This is a genomic window from Micromonospora trifolii, from assembly GCF_022229005.1.
Classification (GTDB): domain Bacteria; phylum Actinomycetota; class Actinomycetes; order Mycobacteriales; family Micromonosporaceae; genus Micromonospora; species Micromonospora trifolii.
The window spans coordinates 72605-90818 of sequence record NZ_JAKKFD010000082.1; the positions used below are offsets into that span (position 1 = coordinate 72605).

15 protein-coding genes, 1 tRNA gene and 1 pseudogene are annotated in these 18214 nt (G+C 70.7%); 11 read left to right on the forward strand and 6 right to left on the reverse strand.

What is annotated here, in order from left to right; all coding sequences use genetic code 11:
- Nucleotides 1–507 precede the first annotated feature (507 nt).
- The 3 genes and pseudogenes from NIE79_RS33330 to bagB form a co-directional block, all read left to right on the forward strand.
- Nucleotides 508–1092 (forward strand): annotated as a pseudogene (locus NIE79_RS33330) (Rv0361 family membrane protein); the annotation flags it as partial.
- 26 nt (nucleotides 1093–1118) lie between these two features.
- Nucleotides 1119–2096, forward strand: a complete 978-nt coding sequence (gene bagA, locus NIE79_RS33335; protein WP_238682345.1) for an ATPase BagA — start codon at nucleotides 1119–1121, stop codon at nucleotides 2094–2096.
- Nucleotides 2097–2149: 53 nt separating this feature from the next.
- Nucleotides 2150–3301, forward strand: coding sequence for an ArsA family ATPase (gene bagB / locus NIE79_RS33340; protein WP_238682346.1), 1152 nt, complete (start codon nucleotides 2150–2152; stop codon nucleotides 3299–3301).
- A 6-nt stretch (nucleotides 3302–3307) separates the two neighbouring features.
- Here the strand turns inward: bagB and NIE79_RS33345 are convergent, their stop codons facing one another.
- Nucleotides 3308–3628, reverse strand: a complete 321-nt coding sequence (locus NIE79_RS33345; RefSeq protein WP_030328078.1) for a WhiB family transcriptional regulator — start codon at nucleotides 3626–3628, stop codon at nucleotides 3308–3310.
- A 407-nt stretch (nucleotides 3629–4035) separates the two neighbouring features.
- On the opposite strand from NIE79_RS33345, the gene NIE79_RS33350 reads away from it, so the two are divergent.
- Nucleotides 4036–6450 (forward strand): penicillin-binding protein, encoded by a 2415-nt coding sequence (locus tag NIE79_RS33350; protein WP_238682347.1) that lies wholly within the window; start codon nucleotides 4036–4038, stop codon nucleotides 6448–6450.
- Nucleotides 6451–6562: 112 nt separating this feature from the next.
- Here NIE79_RS33350 and NIE79_RS33355 read toward each other — a convergent pair whose 3' ends face one another.
- Nucleotides 6563–7018 (reverse strand): GatB/YqeY domain-containing protein, encoded by a 456-nt coding sequence (locus tag NIE79_RS33355; protein WP_238682348.1) that lies wholly within the window; start codon nucleotides 7016–7018, stop codon nucleotides 6563–6565.
- A gap of 25 nt (nucleotides 7019–7043) precedes the next feature.
- On the opposite strand from NIE79_RS33355, the gene NIE79_RS33360 reads away from it, so the two are divergent.
- The 5 genes from NIE79_RS33360 (at nucleotide 7044) to NIE79_RS33380 (ending at nucleotide 11237) form a co-directional block, all read left to right on the forward strand.
- The gene (locus NIE79_RS33360) at nucleotides 7044–7937 is read left to right on the forward strand and encodes a metallophosphoesterase (protein WP_238682349.1); all 894 of its coding nucleotides are present in this window, start codon (nucleotides 7044–7046) and stop codon (nucleotides 7935–7937) included.
- 83 nt (nucleotides 7938–8020) lie between these two features.
- Nucleotides 8021–8097: transfer RNA gene (locus NIE79_RS33365), tRNA-Pro, on the forward strand.
- A gap of 211 nt (nucleotides 8098–8308) precedes the next feature.
- Nucleotides 8309–8827 (forward strand): SigE family RNA polymerase sigma factor, encoded by a 519-nt coding sequence (locus tag NIE79_RS33370; protein WP_238682350.1) that lies wholly within the window; start codon nucleotides 8309–8311, stop codon nucleotides 8825–8827.
- On the forward strand, nucleotides 8824–10272 hold the full coding sequence (locus NIE79_RS33375) for a hypothetical protein (RefSeq protein WP_238682351.1): 1449 nt from the start codon (nucleotides 8824–8826) through the stop codon (nucleotides 10270–10272). Before NIE79_RS33370 ends, NIE79_RS33375 begins: the two co-directional genes overlap by 4 nt.
- A gap of 140 nt (nucleotides 10273–10412) precedes the next feature.
- Nucleotides 10413–11237 carry a class I SAM-dependent methyltransferase gene (locus NIE79_RS33380; RefSeq protein WP_238682352.1) on the forward strand — a complete coding sequence of 275 codons (825 nt, stop codon included), beginning with the start codon at nucleotides 10413–10415 and terminating at the stop codon, nucleotides 11235–11237.
- 61 nt (nucleotides 11238–11298) lie between these two features.
- On the opposite strand, the gene NIE79_RS33385 is transcribed toward NIE79_RS33380, so the two are convergent.
- Complete coding sequence (locus NIE79_RS33385; RefSeq protein ID WP_238682353.1) at nucleotides 11299–11772, reverse strand: hypothetical protein; 474 nt, start codon at nucleotides 11770–11772, stop codon at nucleotides 11299–11301.
- A 150-nt stretch (nucleotides 11773–11922) separates the two neighbouring features.
- Between NIE79_RS33385 and NIE79_RS33390 the strand changes: the two genes are divergently transcribed.
- Complete coding sequence (locus NIE79_RS33390) at nucleotides 11923–13206, forward strand: MFS transporter (RefSeq protein WP_238682354.1); 1284 nt, start codon at nucleotides 11923–11925, stop codon at nucleotides 13204–13206.
- A gap of 625 nt (nucleotides 13207–13831) precedes the next feature.
- Here the strand turns inward: NIE79_RS33390 and NIE79_RS33395 are convergent.
- A complete protein-coding gene (locus tag NIE79_RS33395) occupies nucleotides 13832–15538 on the reverse strand; it encodes a bifunctional metallophosphatase/5'-nucleotidase (protein WP_238682355.1) in 1707 nt (568 codons plus the stop codon).
- 279 nt (nucleotides 15539–15817) lie between these two features.
- On the opposite strand from NIE79_RS33395, the gene NIE79_RS33400 reads away from it, so the two are divergent.
- Complete coding sequence (locus NIE79_RS33400; RefSeq protein ID WP_238682356.1) at nucleotides 15818–16615, forward strand: alpha/beta fold hydrolase; 798 nt, start codon at nucleotides 15818–15820, stop codon at nucleotides 16613–16615.
- 35 nt (nucleotides 16616–16650) lie between these two features.
- On the opposite strand, the gene NIE79_RS33405 is transcribed toward NIE79_RS33400, so the two are convergent.
- Nucleotides 16651–17301 (reverse strand): histone deacetylase, encoded by a 651-nt coding sequence (locus NIE79_RS33405; protein ID WP_238682357.1) that lies wholly within the window; start codon nucleotides 17299–17301, stop codon nucleotides 16651–16653.
- Nucleotides 17302–17310: 9 nt separating this feature from the next.
- Nucleotides 17311–18090 (reverse strand): phosphodiesterase, encoded by a 780-nt coding sequence (locus NIE79_RS33410; protein WP_238682358.1) that lies wholly within the window; start codon nucleotides 18088–18090, stop codon nucleotides 17311–17313.
- Nucleotides 18091–18214: the final 124 nt, after the last annotated feature.

Below are 18214 nucleotides of genomic sequence, written 5' to 3' on the forward strand. Positions count from 1 at the left end.
AGGTAGGTCTGTGGCTGCGGTCCCGCCAACAGGACGCGCACAAGAGGCCACCAACAGTCACATATGCGACACACCGCAGGTCGGGGGCCTGACACCGAAACCGGCGCGGGTACCGCTCACCGGATCGCCGGGTCGCCCGACAGGCAGGGGCGACACCGATACGGTCATCGACCGCTACCCTTCCGGTCGGACGGTCGCGCTGCGCCCGGCCGCCCGCTCGATCACGCTCGGCGCCAGGGGTGGCGGCGGGCGCCGCACCCCTGGGGGAACGACATGACCCACCCGCCCAGCGGCGACCAGGCCGGCACACCCGCTCACCCGCCGGCCCACCCGGATCCCGCCGGTCAACGCGGCGCGCCGGCCATCCCCAGCCAGCCAACCCCCGCTCCACCGCCCGGGCAGCTCGCCCTCCCCGCCTCTCCCGCCCCGCCGGCGCTCGCCGCCGCCCCCACCTCACCGGCCTTCCCCGGGCAGCAGACCGGTCCCGGCCAGCCGACCTTCCCCGGTCAGCCCGCCGGCGCCGGGCAGCCGGAAGGGCCCGGCGGCCCCACCTCGGCCGCCGCACCGACCCAGCCGGGCGCCCCGAACCCCTCGTCGATCCCCCCGGCCCCGCCGGCCTACCCGCCGTATCAGGGCACGGCCGAGCCGAAGAAGAAGCGCGGTCTGCTGATCGCGGCGATCGCCCTGGTCGTGATCATGGTGCTCTGCGTGGGCGGCGGGGTGGTGGCCTTCCTGACCCTGCGCGACACCGAGACCGGCGAGGGTGCCAAGGAGCCGGCGGTCGCCGTCGACGAGTTCCTCACGGCGGTCTACAAGGATCGCGACGCGACCAAGGCGGCCAGTCGCGTCTGTGCCGCCTCCCGCGACGACGACAAGATCGCCGCGAAGGTGGCCGAGGTGGAGAAGTACGCCTCCACCTACCAGAACCCGCGCTTCCGGTGGACCACCCCGAAGGTGGACAACCAGACCGGGGAACGAGCCACCGTCTCCACCCGGCTCACCATGACCACCGCCGACGAGAAGGTCGCCGACCAGGAGTTGCGCTTCACTGTGGTGCAGAAGACGGGTTGGTGGGTCTGCGAGGTCGCCTGACCGCCCAGCCTGGATAGGCTCGACGGGTGTGTGCAGCTGAGCGTCCGATCGACCCGGCCGGTACCGGATGGCCCGCCCGCCTCCACGTGGTGACCGGCAAGGGCGGCACCGGTAAGACCAGCGTGGCCGCGGCGCTGGCCCTTGCGCTCGCCGCTGGTGGCCGGCGCACCCTGCTGGTCGAGGTCGAGGGGCGACAGGGCATCGCCCAGCTGTTCGGCATCGAACCGCTGCCCTACGAGGAGCGGCACCTCGCCGACGCGCCGGACGGTGGTGAGGTGCGCGCCCTCGCTGTGGACGCCGAGGAGGCGCTGCTCGAGTACCTGGACATGTTCTACAAACTGGGCGCGGCGGGCCGGGCACTACGCAAGCTCGGCGCCATCGACTTCGCCACCACCATCGCCCCCGGCCTGCGGGACGTCCTCCTCACCGGCAAGGTGAAGGAGGCCACCACCCGCACCACCGGGCAGCGGCGCGCGTACGACGCGGTGGTGCTGGACGCCCCGCCGACCGGGCGGATCGGCCGGTTCCTCAACGTGACGGCGGAGACCGCCCGGCTGGCCAAGGTGGGCCCGATCAAGACCCAGAGCGAGGGGGTCGCCGCGTTGTTGCGGTCCCCGATGACGGCGGTACACGTGGTCACGCTGCTGGAGGAGATGCCGATCCAGGAGACGGTCGACGCGATCGCCGACCTGACCTCCCTCGGCTTCGGCGTCGGGAAGGTGCTCGTCAACGGAGTCCGACCCCCGCTGCCGGCAGGACCCGCTGTCACCGCCGCGGAGTTGAAGCGCGGGCTGGTCGCCGCCGGGCTGCCAGCCGATCGGAACATCGTGTCCGGACTGCACGATGAGGCGCGTGACCAGCTCATCCGGCGCGAACTGGAGGATTCGCTCCGCGCCGACCTGGTGGAGTTGGGGCTGCCGATGATCGAGCTGCCGTTGCTGCCCGACGGGGTGGATCGGGCGGGGCTCGCGACGCTGGCCCAGGCCCTCGTCCGCGCCGAATGACTCACACCTGAGCGCAGCACGGGCGCGCGGACCCACCGGCCCGATACGCTCGATTGGTGCCTTCCGAAGACGCGGCGCCGCAGCTGGACGTCGACCAGATCCTCGCCGACCCCGGCGTGCGGATCGTCGTGTGCTGCGGTGCCGGCGGAGTGGGAAAGACGACCACGGCCGCGGCGCTGGCGCTGCGGGCTGCCGAGCACCACGGCCGGCGGACTGTGGTGCTCACCATCGACCCGGCCCGCCGGCTGGCCCAGTCGCTGGGCCTGACCGAGCTGGACAACACCCCTCGTCAGGTCAAGGGGATCGACGTCGAGAGCAGCGGCGGCGAGTTGCACGCCATGATGCTGGACATGAAGCGCACCTTCGACGACGTGGTGTTGCAGCACACCGACCCGACGAAGGCCGCGGAGATCTTCGCGAACCCGTTCTACCAGGCGATGAGCTCGACCTTCGCCGGCACGCAGGAATACATGGCGATGGAGAAGCTGGGTCAGCTGCACGCCCGGGGCGAGTGGGACCTGATCGTGGTGGACACTCCACCGTCCCGCTCGGCACTGGACTTCCTGGACGCGCCGGCTCGGCTCTCCCGTTTCCTCGACGGCCGGATGCTGCGACTGTTGCTGGCCCCGGCGCGCAGCGGCGGCCGGAGCATGTTCAGCCTGGTCACGGCCTCGTTCGGAATGTTCTCGAAGGTGGTGCAGAAGGTGCTCGGCGCGCAGCTGCTCACCGACCTGTCCGGCTTCGTGGCCGCACTGGACTCGATGTTCGGTGGTTTCCGGCAGCGCGCCGAGCAGACGTACCGCATCCTTCAGGCTCGGGAGACGGCCTTCCTGCTGGTCGCGACGCCGGAGCCGGACGCGGTCCGGGAGGCCGCCTACTTCGCGGGCCGGCTGCGGGACGAGCAGATGCCACTGGCCGGTCTGGTGCTCAACCGGGTGCACCGCCCGGCGGTCCCGGAGTTGGACGCCGAGCAGAGCCGGGTCGCCGCGGAGCGGCTGACCGAGCTGGGTGAGCATGAGGCCACCGCCGACGTGCTGCGGGCGCACGCGACGCTGGCTCGTCAGGCGGTACGCGAGCAGCAGGTCGCCGCGCGCTTCACCGAGGCGTTCCCGGCCGTGCCGGCGGTTTCGGTCACGGCGCAGCCCGCCGACGTACACGACGTCGACGGGCTACGGACGATCGGCGCGGCGATCAGCCGGCCGTGACCGGCGTCAGTTGGCCGCGCTGACGAGAATCTTGTCCTTGCCGGCCTTGTCCTTGCTGTTCTTCTTCATCGCGGCCTCGAACATCTTGCGCCAGCTCGTCACCTGCGGGTGACGACGCAGGAGCGCCCGCCGTTCGCGTTCGGTCATGCCGCCCCACACACCGAACTCGATCCGGTTGTCCAGCGCGTCGGCCAGGCACTCGTACCGAACTGGGCAGCTCCGGCAGATCCGCTTCGCCACGTTCTGTTCGGCGCCCTGTACGAACAACGCGTCCGGGTCCCCGTTCTGACATGCCGCCAGTGACGGCCAGTCAGTGATCATGCCCATGTGTACACGTCCCCCCTTGCAGTACCTACCGACCTCGTCGATGCACGTCAGCCGGCAATTCCCCCCGATCGTCCGGCCTGCCTTCCCCAAGGCGGCGCGAACGACATGTGGCGCTGTCGCCGCCCCCATCATGCTCTGTAGTCGACTGATTACGCAACGTTGTCGACGAAATCCATCATTCCGGACACTCCCGGCTTCCCGGGCCTTCGACCGCCGGTTACCCCGCCGAGGTCGGCGATAACGCTGCGCCGCCTCTCCGAATCGGAGGAGACTCACGCCGGGTCACACGCAACCAAGTACCGGGGGTCGTGCGTTTAGCACAACGAGGGCAGCGCGCGCAGGAAATGGGGAAAGAACGCCCCAGCGCCCCTCGTCCCCTACTCGCGTACCATGCCGAGGTGACCTGGATGCGGAAACGTGACCACAATGTGCTGACCAACGCCGCATCGCTACTCGTGTGCGGCCTGCTGGCCGGCGTGGTGGTCGCTGCGGCGGCCTTCCCCGCGGTAGCGATGTCCGGCCTGGCCGCGAAGGCCGGTGCCGAGACATTCGGTGCCCTGCCCACGGAGCTGACGGTGGCCCGCGCGCCACAGATCAGCTACCTGTTGGCCTCGGACGGCAAGACACCGCTCGCGACGATGTACGACGAGAACCGGCGGGACGTGAAACTCGCCGACATCTCACCGTTCATGCAGAAGGCCATCATCGCGGCCGAGGACCATGACTTCTACAAGCACAACGGCGTCGACATCAACGGTGTCGCCCGCGCGTTCGTCAACAACCAGAGCGAGGGCTCCGGCCGGCAGGGCGCCTCGACGCTGACGATGCAGTACGTCCGGCTGGCCATCGCCTACTCGGCCACCCACCCGGCGGACGTCGTCGCGGCGACCGAGGACACCAGCGCCCGCAAGCTGCGCGAGATGCGGCTGGCCCTCCAGGTCGACAAGGAATTCTCCAAGGACGAGATTCTCACCCGCTACCTCAACCTCGCCTCGTTCGGCAACGGCGCGTACGGCGTCTACGCCGCCAGCCAGGTCTACTTCGGTAAGCCGCCGAGCAAGCTGAAGATCGAGGAAGCGGCGTTGCTGGCCGGCATGGTCAAGGCGCCGACGACGAACGACCCGACCACCGAGGCCGGTTACCCGCTCGCCAAGGACCGTCGCGACTACGTCATCCAGAACATGGTCGACATCAAGGCCATCACCCAGCAGGAGGCCGACGCCGCCAAGGCTGTCGAGCTGAAGGTGAAGGACAAGCGCACCCCGAACGGCTGCGTCGCCGCCAACGTCAACGAGTGGGGCTTCTTCTGCGACTACTTCTACCGCTGGTGGATGGATCAGGAGACGTTCGGCTCGACCAGGTACGACCGGGAACGCCGATTGAAGAGCGGCGGCTACAACGTCGTGACCTCGATCGACATCCAGGCGCAGCGCGCCGCGGACAAGGCGGTCCGTAAGGCCAAGAGCGTGAACAGCAAGGAAGCGGCAATGGTCGCGGTGATCGAGCCGGGCACCGGCCGGGTGCGGGCGCTCGCGGTCAACCGGCAGTTCAAGCTCGACGACCCGAAGAACCCGAAGAACAAGATCTCCAGCGATCCCGCGAAGAGCAAGAAGAAGATCCGGGGCAACTACCCGGCGACGGTCAACCCGCTGCTCACCGGCGGTGACGGCATCACCGGCTACCAGGCCGGGTCGACGTTCAAGATGTTCACCATCGTCGCGGCCCTGGAGAAGGGCATCCCGCTCGGCCACACGATCAACGCGCAGAAGCAGTTCCGGTCGGAATACATCATCCGGCCCGGCCCGGCGGCCTGCCCGGGGACCAACCTGTACTGCCCCACCAACTCGACCGAGAGCATGGCCGGCGTACACAACATGTGGAGCGCGTTCGGCCGGTCGGTGAACACCTACTTCGTGCCGCTCCAGCAGCAGGTCGGCGCCGAGAACGTGGTCAAGGCCGCCAAGCGGCTGGGCATCAACTTCCGGTCCGAGGAAGATCTGACCCTGGAAAAGGGCGCGCACCAGTGGGGCGCGTTCACCCTGGGCGTCTCGCAGACCACCCCGCTGGACCTGGCCAACGCCTACGCCACACTGGCCGCGGACGGCAAGTACTGCGAACCGATCCCGGTGCAGGAGATCCGCGACCCGGAGGGCAACAAGCTGGACATCGCCAACCCGCGCTGCGAGAAGCGGTTCAGCACCGAGGTGGCCCGCGCCGCCGTGGACGCGGCCCGCTGCCCGGTCGGCGACAGGTCGTCGTCCACCCGGTGCACGGGGGCGACCGCCGGAAACGTGCGCGGCGACGTCGGTTACCCGGTGGCCGGCAAGTCCGGCACCACCGACTCGGAGAAGACCGCCGCGCTGGTCGCGATGACCAAGCAGTACGCGGTCGCGGGCATCATGGCCGACCCGGACTGGCCGCAGACCAACGTGAAGATGAAGCACGCGGAGAAGGACGGCATCAACCCGCCGGTCTGGGAGACGCTGCGGGACGCCATGAAGGGCAAGCCGAAGATCCAGTTCGAGCCGCCGGGCCAGAAGATCTCCGAGGGTGATCAGCGCAGCATCCCCGACGTGAAGTGCATCTCGGTGGAGCAGGCGAAGACGCGGCTCAAGGGCGCCGGCTTCGAGCCGACCGTCTCCAGCGCGAAGGTGCCGTCCTCCTGCAAGGCCGGCGAGGCGGCCGGCACCAGCCCGGACGGACGCACGATCAAGAATGGCGTGGTCACCATCGAGGTCAGCAGTGGTGGCGGCACGCCGGGCAACACCAACGGCACTCCGGGCGGCCAACCCGCCAGACCCGGCGGGCGTCCGAACGGCTGAGCCGACGAGTAGGACACAACGGGCGGGCACCCTCCTCGGGTGCCCGCCCGTTGTGTCTGTCCGGATCAGTGAGCGGCGGCAAGACGTCCTGCCGCGCCGCTGACCCGCCGGGTCAGAGACCGAGCTGTCGGCGTACCTCGGCGGCCACCCGGCCACCCTCGGCCTGGCCCGCCACCGCAGCCTGGGCCGCCTTCATCGCCGGGCCCATCTGGGCCTTGCCGGTGAAGCCGCCCGCGGCGAGCGCCCCCGACACCAGTTGGGTCAGCTCGGCGTCCGAGAGTTGCGTGGGCAGGTAGCGGTCCAGCACCTCACCCTCGGCGCTCTCCTTCGCGGCCTGCTCGGCGCGGCCGGCGTCGGCGAAGGCGGTGGCCGCCTCCCGACGCTTCTTGGCTTCCTTGGTCAGCACCGCGAGCACCTCGTCATCGGTGAGCTCGCGCTTGGCCTTGCCGGCGACCTCGGCGGTGCCGACGGCGGCCAGGGCCATCCGCAGCGTGGAGGTGGTCAGCTCGTCGCGCGCCTTGAGCGCGGAACGCATGTCGGCAGTGAGGCGGTCCTTCAGCGTGCTCATGGACGGTCAAACTACCCTGAACGCCATGCGAAAGCGCACACTATTCCGGCTCGCCGCCGGAACCGCCACGATCGGCGCGGCCACCCTCGCGTACGCGTCGCTCGTCGAGCGCAACATGTTCACCCTGCGGCGGTACGACGTGCCGGTGCTCCCGGCCGACGCGGAACCGCTGCGTGTGCTGCACCTGTCGGACCTGCACATGATGCCCGACCAGGCGCGCAAACAGCGCTGGGTGGCATCGCTGGCCGCCCTCGACCCCGATCTGGTGGTCGTGACCGGCGACAACATGGCGCACCCGGGCGCGGTGCCCGGGGTGCTGCGGGCCCTGCAACCACTGCTGGACTACCCGGGCGCGTTCGTGTTCGGCTCCAACGACTACACCGGGCCGGTGTTGAAGAACCCGTTCACCTACTTCCTGCCCGACCGGGAGTACACCGAAGGCGTCGAACTGCCCTACGAGGAGCTGCGTCAGGTCTTCACCGGCGCCGGTTGGGCCGACCTCAACAACGCCCGGACGATGCTGAAGGCTGGCGGCCGACAGCTCGACCTGGTCGGCGTCGACGACCCGCACATCGACCTTGACGACTACCCCTCGGTGGCCGGCGCGGTGTCGTCCTCGGCGGACCTCTCCATCGCGCTGACGCACTCACCCGAGCCACGGGTGCTCGACCAGATGGCGGCGGACGGCTTCGGGCTGCTGCTGGCCGGGCACACCCACGGTGGTCAGGTCTGCGTACCGGGCTACGGGGCGCTGGTGACCAACTGCGGTCTGCCCCGCTCGATGGCGCGCGGTCTGCACCGGTGGCCGGGCTCGGACTCCTGGCTGCACGTCTCCGCCGGCCTCGGCACCCACCCGACCGCCCCGATCCGCTTCGCCTGCCCCCCGGAGGCCAGCATCCTCACCCTCATCCCACGCTGACCGTCCCGCCGCCCGCTGGGCTGGGCGGCGGGGTACCGAGTTTGACCATCGGGGCGGGTGGGCTACTATTTGTCGGCACGCCTCGGGGTGTGGCGCAGCTTGGTAGCGCGCTTCGTTCGGGACGAAGAGGTCGTCGGTTCGAATCCGGCCACCCCGACCAGAGGTAAGAGGGCACATCCGATTCCTGGATGTGCCCTCCGGCATATCTGCGGTCCGCAGCGGCTCCAGGCCCCAGCGGCGACCGCATCCCGTTGGGCGACCTGGCAGCGCCTCGATGATGCCCCTCGGCCCAGTTTCACAGTCTGCTGCCGGCCTTCAACCTTTTGACCCTCGACGGAGTCGTGAGAGGTAACCAATCGAGGCGGGGGCGTATGGCAGTTGACGACGAGCATTTTCGAGAGTTCGTCGAGACGCGCTACATCGATCTCCTGCGCGTGGCGTACCACCTCACCGGCTCGACCCAGGATGCCGAGGATCTGGTGCAGGCCGCGCTGGTGAAGGTGATGCGTCGGTGGCGGCGGGTCGACGACCCGATGGCCTACCTGCGGCGAGTCATGATCAACCAGCACATCAGCGTCTGGCGTCGCCACCGGATGCACGAGGTGGTGACCGCGTTCTTCCCCGAGCGGCCCACCCGGGACATGACCGAGACGGTTACCGAACGGCGTGCTCTCTACGACGCGATGCGGGCGCTGACACCTCGTACCCGTGCCGTGATCGTGCTTCGGTACGTGGTCGATCTGCCGGAGGCGGAGGTCGCGGCCGCTCTCGGCTGCTCCGTCGGGTCGGTCAAGAGTCGCGCATCACGAGGATTGGCCCGCCTGCGCCTGGCGCTGGCGCCTGACGCAGCACCGACCGGGACGACGAAGATGACGGGGGTAACACCATGACGGTCGACGATGAGCTGAGCCAGGCCCTCGCCGAGTTGAGCAGGACACTGACCCCGCAGCCAGACCCGTACGGCCGAGCGAGGGCGCGATACCGACGGAGCCGGCAGCGACGCTTCGGGGGGCTGGTTCTGGCCCTCGTGGTCTCCGTGGGAAGCACGGCCTTCGCCATCGCCAGCCCGGGCCGGACCACGCAGCCACTACCGGCCGACCCGTCGAAGTCCATCGCACCCGTGCTGGTGTGGTCGGACCGACTCCTCCAGTCGCCGCCGCGCGGTGCCGTCGCTCGGGACAGCAGTTACGTTCGTCAGCTCTCCGAGCAGTTGATGGCCGCCCAACGCCGGGGAGAACTCTCCCGCTTGACGGTGCCGGTGAGCGGGGTCAAGGTCCTCTTCGCCGACGACGTGGACGGCCACCGGGTCGCCCTGGCCGCCTTCGTCCGTAACCAGCCCGATCCGGTCACCGGCTGGCCGAGCGCCGCGGCGTGGCTGGTCGCCGACGAGGGTGCCAGCGCCCAGGAACTGGCCAGCACCGCCTCCGTCCGGGGGGTCAGCGACGCTCTGGAACCCTACGAGAGCCTGGCCGTGGACGGCCCGGACGATGCACACGTGGCGATCGCTCCGGCCGGCTGCGTCTTCCTCAGCTCACCGTTGCCCGACGGAGACACCTTCCGGTGGGCCCCGGAGCCGACCGGGTCCTATCTGGTCCGTACGGCGCGGACCCAGCGGCCCGAGTGGTGGCGGGTCGACTGCGGCGAGGTGACTCGCCAGATAACACCCGGGCCGGGTTCGCTGGCCTCCAAGCCGATCACCGACGCTCAGCTCGCGACGGCGATGTCCCGCGTACGCGGCAGTGTCGAGCAGCAACGTGCCCGGGAGTTGGTGTACCAGTGGGCCCAGTCGGAGGGTTACCGCCTGACCGCCCTTCCGAGTGTCGTTTGGGGCGGGCACCTCGCTGGTCTCCCTACCGGCCTGGCCGACACGTCGCCGGCCGCTGGAGAGCCGTCGGTGGAGGACGGCCAGGTGACGGTCCTGGCCGCTCCCACTGTGGGCGGCGACTGGATCGGTGAGGTGTCGATCGCCCCCGACGAGCCACGGTCCGACGGCCTGCTCAGCACCGGTACCTCCTTCACCACGACGGCAGACCCGACCGATCCCGCCGGCGTGCTGGCCGTGTCCATCGACGACGACACCGGCGGCAGCGAGGGCCAGCAGTCCCTGCTCGTGGTGACGCCGGCAGCCGCCACCACTGTGCGCGTCCTGCGCGATGGGCAGGAGGTGGCGAGGAGCGCCGTCAGCGGCTCCGGGACGGCCATGCAGGTGCCCCGCCCCACCGCGGGCCTTGTCGTGGAGGCGCTCGACGCGTCCGGCGGGACAATTGCCAGCGGTCAGGTGTCCACGCAGGGCTCCCGGCGGACGATCGAGACCAACACCTGGAACCAGGAGTGAGACGGCCGCCGGCACTGTGACGCCTATCGGACACCGCACCGGCAGCCTTCAGCTGCCGGTATAGGTGTTTCTACCGATCCCCCGAGAGGCTGCCGCCCCTAGCGTCAGTGACACACCACACTGTCCGAGGGAGACCACCGATGACCATCGCACCCGATCTCATCGCCGTGAAGGCACGCCAGCAGGTGACATGGGCCAGCGGTGACTACGGCGCGGTCGCCGCTCTCATCCATCCGATCTCCGAGCTTCTGGTGACCGCCGCCGACCTGTCGGCCGGCGCCCGCGTACTCGACGTGGCGACCGGGTCCGGCAACGCCGCCATCGCCGCCGCCCGCTGCGGCTGCGTCGTGACCGGCGTCGACTACGTACCGGAACTGTTGGAACGCGGCCAGGCCCGCGCCGCTGCGGAACGACTTCCGGTCACGTTCGTGACCGGCGACGCGGAGCGTCTGGCGTACGCCGACGGATCCTTCGACGCGGTCCTCTCCGTCGTCGGGGTGATGTTCGCGCCGGACCAGGAGCGGGCGGCGGCCGAGTTGGTCCGGGTCTGTCGACCCGGCGGCACTGTGGCGCTGGCGTCGTGGACGCCGCAGGGCTTCATCGGCGACCTGTTCCGTACTGTGGGGCGGCACGTGCCTCCACCGGCGGGGCTGCGCCCGCCGGTGGAGTGGGGCGACGAGGGCCGGGTCCGCGAACTGCTCGGCGCGGCAGTGGGTGAACTGCGGGCGGTACGCCGGGAGTTCGTCTTCCGCTTCGGCACACCGGAGGAGTTCGCCGACTTCTTCCGGGTCAACTACGGGCCGACGTTGAAGGCGTTCGAGGCACTGCCCGAGGAGCGACGCCCGGACCTGCACGCCGATCTGGTGGAACTGGCCCGCACCCACAACCGCGCCACCGACGCCACGGTCCGCATCCCGGCGGAGTACCTGGAGGTCGTGGCGCAGCTGATCCCCGACCCGGCCTGACCCCCGTCCGCGCCACCGCGTTCGAGGTGGCGCGGGTGGTCAGTCCTGCCGTCAGGTGCGGTCAGTCCTGCCGTTCGGTGCGCTCGATCTCCGCGAACGCCGCGGCCAGGTAGTCGTCCAACGGCACCTTGGTCGCCGCCAACAGGTCGGCCACCAGCAGCGGGGCGTGTCGGGCCAGCGCCGACGCATCCGGCGGTGACTCGTCGCCGTCGGGGTCGTACACCCCCAACGCACCGGCCAGCAGGACGAGCACCACGTGCGGGTCGACCTCCGTTCGCCACCGCGTCGACTCCTGCACGCAGTGGGTCAACACCTGGCGGATGTCGTCGCCGGTCAACCCGTCCGGATGGGTCTCCTCCAGCAGCAACCGGACCACCGCGCCGAGCACCAGGCCGGAACGCTCGTCCGCGGCGAGACCGCCGACCGCCTCGTCGTACGCCTGGCCGTCGCGTGCCTGGGCGGCGGCGACGGCCGTCGTTGCGGACAACGCGATGGCGCGGGCGGTAGCGGGCAGATGTCGCCAGGTGCCGGTCATCGAGCCAGCATCGCAGACCCGGCGGACACCGACCGGCCGCGATCACGGCCAGTGGATCAACGTGGGATTGGTCACCCGCCGGTCCCGGCGACCGCGAGGCGCGGCCAAAACGGTTCGCGCGGCGTCAGACCCACCGAAGAGAATGCCGGCATGCTGCGTCGCGCCCTGCCCCGCCGTTCGGAAGCTCGCCGGATCCTCCTCGGCACTCTGCTGTCGGCGATCGGGCGGGGTCTGACCCTGCCGTTCCTGTTCATCTACCTGACCGACGTACGCGGGCTCACCGACACCCGTGCCGGGCTCGTCATCGGCTGGTACGGCGTGGTCACCCTGGCCCTGTCCCCGCTGGGCGGGACGCTGATCGACCGGATCGGCGCCCGCCGCGTGGTGGTGCCCTGCCTGCTGATCGAGGCCATCGGCACCGGCTCGCTGGCGCTGGTCCACTCGACCGGCTCGGCCCTGCTGGTGATGACGGTGATCGCCATCGGCAGCTCGGCGATCTGGTCCGGACAGAACACCATCCTCGCGTCGTTGACCGACGACGATGAGCGGCAACGCGTCTTCGGGTTGAACTTCGCCCTGCTCAACCTCGGCATCGGCATCGGTGGCATGACCTCCGGCGCGATCGTGGACACCGCCCGGCCCGGCACCTTCCAGGCGATCTACCTGCTGGACGCGGTGACCTACCTGATGCCGGCGCTGATCCTGCTCACCCTGCCCGGCGTGGGCCACCGACTCGGCAAACGTCGAGGCGTCGACGAACCGTCGCCCGGCGGCTACCTGACGGTGCTCCGTGACCGCCCGTTCCGGCGGCTGGTGATTTTCGGTCTGATCCTCACCACCTGCGGCTACGCGCAGGTGGAGGTGGGCTTCGCCGCGTACGCGGTGCGGGTGGCCGAGGTGAACCCTCGGGTAGTGGCCTGGGCGCTCGCGGCCAACACCGTCATGATCGTGCTCGCGCAGCTGCTGGTGATCCGCCGGATCGAGGGACGCAGCCGTACCCGGGCGTTGGCAGTGGTCGGCGCGGTGTTCGCCGCCGCCTGGCTGGTCCTCGGTGCGGCCGGCCTGGTCAGTGGTGAGAACGCCGTACTGGCCGCCCTGTGCGTGGTGCTCTGCTCGGCGATCTTCGGCTTCGGCGAGACGATGCTGTCCCCGGTGATGCCCGCACTGACCAACGCGCTGGCCACCGACGAGCTGCGCGGCCGGTACAACGCGATGAGTTCGATGATCTTCGGGATCAGCGGCGTGATCGGCCCCGTGACCGCCGGCCCGCTCCTCGGCGCCGCCAACGGCATGGTCTGGGTGGCAACTGTGGTCGGCGGCTGCCTGGTCGCCTCGCTGGTCGCGCTCTCCCTGCGCCGGCTGCTCACCACCGAGCAGGACGGCCTGGCGACGACCACCCCGTCATCCCCCACCCCCACGCCCGCCCCCGCCTGACCTCGATCGCCGACCTCCGCGCGCCCGCGCGACGTACTCCCCTGCCCCGCGCCTCACCGAGCACGCCGCGCCGCCCCACCGTGCGTCAAGCACCCCGCACCCCGCACCCCGCACCCCGCACCCCGCACCCCGCACCCCGCACCCCGCACCCCGCACCCCGCACCAAGATCTGAGCAACTTCCCGGAAGTTGGTGCCTCGGGCGCGCCGGAGACAGCAACATCCGGGAAGTTGCGCGGATCTCCTCATTGGCCTCGCCAAATGATCTTGTCGGAGATCAAGATCGTGCTCAATCCTGGATGTAGTGGCATCCCCGCGCGCCGACGCCACTACATCCATGTTCGAGCGCGATCTTGCCCGGGGCGTGCGAGGGCGTGCGGGGGCGGGCAGGCGCGGGCAGGCACGGGCACGGGCAGGCGCGGGCAGGCACGGGCACGGGCAGACGCGGGCAGGGACGGACGCGGGCAGGGACGGGCACGCGCGGGCAGGCGGGCGCGGGCAGGAACGGGCAGGCGCGGGCAGGCGGGCGCGGGCAGGGACGGGCAGGCGCGGGCAGGCGGGCGCGGGCAGGGACGGGTCGGGCCCCGGAGCTGGTGCTCCGGGGCCCGATGTTCGCGGGGTCGGCCGTCAGGCGGCGGGGACCTCGGCGGTGGTGCGGATCCGGTCCAGCGTCGGCGCGGAGACCGGCGACTGAGCGGTCAGGTAGTCGACGAAGGCGTCCAGGTCGATCTGGCCGGTGACCAGGTTCGTGCCGCCGGTGAGGGCGCTGAACCCGTCGCCGCCGCCGGCCAGGAAGTTGTTCACCGTCACCCGGTAGGTGGCGGCGGTGTCGACGGCGGTGCCGCCGAGGGTGAGGCTGCCCCGGACCACGCGGGTGCCGGCGCACGGGTCGGCGACCGTACCGGTGGTGCCGTTCGGGTCGACCACGTAGCCCACGGTGGCCGACGGGTACAGGGTGCGACCGGTGACGAACTGCTGCTCCAGGACGCAGTAGAGCTGCGCGCCGGTGAGGTCCAGTGTCACCAGGTTGTTGGCGAACGGCTGCACAGTGAACGCCTCCTCGTAGGTGACCGGGCCGGCGTCGAGGTCGGCCCGGACCCCGCCCGGGTTCATGAAGGCGGCGACGGCGTTCTGTTCGTCGTCGGTGGCGGCGAGCTGCGCGTCGGCGATCAGGTTGCCCAGTGGCGATTCGCCCAGGCTCGTACCGAAGAGGGTTTCCTGGCTCCGGGTGATCGCCTCGTTGGTCACGCCGACCTGGCGTCCGGCGACCGGGCCGAGCACTGTCTTGTACCGGTTGATCAGCGCGGTCTGCCGCGGGTCCTTGGCGACGTCGCGGGTGACCACGACGTTGTTCGCGGCGGCGGAGACGACATCGCCGGACCGACGGTCGATCTTGAGGTCGATGTCGGTGACCAGGCGACCGAACGAGCTGGCGGAGGTGACCAGCTTGCCGTTGATGTCGCAGTTGTACGCCTGGTGGGTGTGCCCGCTGACCACCACGTCGATCGACGGGTCCATCCGGTTGGTGATGTCCACGATGGGGCCGGTCATGCCGACGCAGTCGTTGATCCCGCCGGTGGCGGCCTGGGTGCCACCCTCGTGCAGCAGGACGACGATCGCCTGTACGCCCTTGCGGCGCAGCTCGCGAGCGTACCGGTTGGCGGTGTCCGCCTCGTCGGCGAAGCTGAGGCCGGCGACGCCCTGCTGGCTGACGATCTGCGGGGTGCCTTCCAGGGTCATGCCGATGAAGCCGACCTTGACGCCCTGCACCTTGTGGATCGCGTACGGCGCCATCAGCGGCTTGCCGGTCGCGGTCTTGAAGGCGTTCGCGGACAGGTACTGGAAGCCGGCCCCCCGGTACGGGGTGCCGTCGATGCAGCCGTCCACCGGGTGGCAGCCGCCGTTCTGGATGCGCAGCAGCTCGGCGGCGCCTTCGTCGAACTCGTGGTTGCCGACGCTGGCGTAGTCCAGCCCGGCCATGCTCAGCGCCTCGATGGTCGGCTCGTCGTGGAACGCGGCCGAGAGCAGCGGGGACGCGCCGATCAGGTCACCGGCGGCGACGGTGATCGTGTTCTTCTTCTTGGCCGCGGCGCGCAGCTCGGCAAGGTGGGTGGCCAGGAACTCGACGCCACCCGCGGTCTGCCCGGCGATGGTGCCGCTGGACCCGCTCGGCGGTTCGAGGTTGCCGTGGAAGTCGTTGAGGGCGAGCAGTGTGACGTCGACCGGCTTCGGCCGCGCGTCGGCTTGCTCGGGGCTGGTGGCGACCGCGCCGAAAGCGGCCACCGCGAGCGCGGTCAGGCCGACAGCGGCCCGACGCATCCCGGGTATGAACATGGATCTCCTTGTGAGAATCGGCGCGTACGGTGCCCGGCCTCTGGGTCGACCGGGGCCGCCGACGGACGCCGTCGAAAGGGTCGCGGATGACTGTGGTTGAGCGTGGCCCCCGCCCCGACAGCCTCTCATCCGGACGCCCACCGGTCGACCCGGGCAGCGCATCGGAGCAGCACGTACGCCAAGGCCGCTATCGATCACCGTTTAGCGCGGTCTGCCGGACATCGTCGGACCCAGGGTCTAGAAAGGACGAGACGACAAACGAGGACTGGGGGCGGCATCGTGAGCGGAACGACACCCGTGGCGGAGCAGGTGCGATCGGTCGACGGCACACCCATCGCGTTCGAGCGGTCCGGTGCCGGGCCGGCTGTCATCCTGGTCGGCGGCGCCTTCAGCGATCGCAACGCGACCCGCGACCTGGGTGCGGCTCTGGCACCGGATTTCACCGCCTTCAGCTATGACCGTCGGGGTCGGGGCTTCAGCGGTGACACCGCGCCGTACGAGGTCGGTCGCGAGATCGACGACCTGGCCGCCCTGATCGCGGCGGCGGGCGGTTCCGCCGCCGTCTACGGCATCTCCTCCGGGGCCGTCCTGGCCGCTCTCGCCACCGCGCAGGGCCTGCCGGTGAGCAAACTGGTCATGTTCGAGCCACCGTTCCAGGTCGGCCCGCACGTGGGCGTCCGCAAGGACATCACCCCGCAGCTCATCGAGCTGATCGCCGCCGACGACCGGGACGGCGCGGTGGAGACCTTCCTCAGCGCCTCGGTCGGGTTGCCGGCCGAGCAGATCACCGGGATGCGGTCGCAACCGATGTGGGGTGGGCTGACGGCTGTCGCGCACACCCTGGTGTACGACGCGATCGTCACCGCCGGAGGCCGCCTCCCCGTCGAGCGGCTGGCGACCATCACCGCGCCCACCCTCGCCGTGGACAGCACCGGCAGTCCACAGTGGTTACGGGACGCGAGCCGCGCGGCGGCCGAGGCAGTGCCGGGCGGCCGTTCCGTGAGCCTCGACGGCGGTTACCACGATGTGCCGCCGACGACGCTGGCCCCCGCGCTGCGCGAGTTCCTGCTCGGTTGACCGCACCAGCGGCCGACGAGGCCCGAGCCGGTGGGTCAGCCGTCGGCCAGCGCCTCGTCGACCAGGGCCGCTACAGCCTCCGGTGGCCAGGCGTCTGCCACGCCGGGCCGGGCCGCCAGGTAGGTGGCGATCCGTTCGGCGGGCCAGCCATGCGACTCGCGCAGCCCTCGGGCGATCATGGCGAGGTAGATCGGCGCGGGAGGTCGGCACGGCACGGCTGATGCCCCCTCTGGTGCGGTGAAGGTGAGCATCGGGACACCGTCGCGGCTGCCCGGGCAGATCAGCGTCTCGTATCGTCCCGGGCCGAGCGTGGCCCGCCCGTTGGCGACGGCGGCGTCGATGGCCGCGCCGGTCGCCGGGATCAGCTCGGTCGTGTCGCCCGGCGGGCGGTACATCTCCTGGGCCGCGATGTCGGTGAACTGTTCCAGGGTGACCAGGTAGGCGCGGGCCGCCGCTTCGCCCGGCAGGTGCGGGTCGTAGAAGGCCATGCCGCCGGTCCAGGCACCGGACTCGCCGGCGAAGTAGATGCCGCCGGGCAGCGACACGGGCGTCGACCGGCTGGGTGGGCGCCGGTCGCGGCAGCCCGGGTACGTCCGCTTTCCGCCGGGTGGGCAGCCGCCACCGATGTACCAGCCCAGCCGGGCGGCGTGCATGTTCGAGCCGTACGAGACGTACCAGGCCAGCATGACGACCCCTCAGAAGCCGCAGGTCTGCCCGGCGGAGTGGCTGACCTGCACGGTGTGGGTCACGCAGCCGCCGGGCTCGACCGAGTGCAGCAGGAAGGCGGTGGGCTCGTTGACCCAGCCGATCTGCTCGTCGGTGCTCATGGTGAGCGTGCTCTGCTTCCACGTGCTGGGTGCCACGGTGAGGACCGTGCCCGCGTACGCCGTGGTGACCGGGCGGTGCAGGTGACCGGCGCCGACCCGTACGACGTGCCGGTGCCGGCCGATCACCTCGGCGAGCGCGTCACCGTCGGCGAGCCGGATGGCGTCCGCCGCGGGGATGCCGACAGCGACCGGCGGGTGGTGCAGGAAGATCGCGGCGGGCACCTCGGGCCGCCCGGCCAGCACCCCGTCGAGCCAACCGAGTTGTTCTTCGCCGAGTTGGCCGCCGTCGCTGCCGGGGACGAGCGAGTCGAGCACCACGACTGACGCCGCCTCGTGGTCGACGTGGTAGTAGGCGGAGAAGCCGCCGCCCAGCCACGGCGTGCCGCCGAACGCGTCGAGCAGGGACTCCCGGTCGTCATGGTTGCCGGTGGTCAGGTGCACCGGCAGCGGGAACCGGCCGATCACCTCGCGCAGCGCCGCGTACTCCTCGGGCTGGCCGTGGTCGGCCAGATCGCCGCTGATCACCACGCAGTCCGGTCGGGGCCGCAACGCCAGCACCCGACCGAGCGCTCGGTGCAACCCGGCGGCCGGTTCGGCTGCGAGCAGGCCGGTGGTCAGGTGTGGGTCACTGAGCTGGGCGATGAGCATGGGCTCGCCTCCTCGGCGCCGGGGTGCTCCACGCTATCGCCGGTCGCGGCACCCCGGGGGGCCGCGCGTCCACAGGCTGCGTCCACAGCCTGTGGATAGCACGTGTGTACGAAGCCCGGCCGGT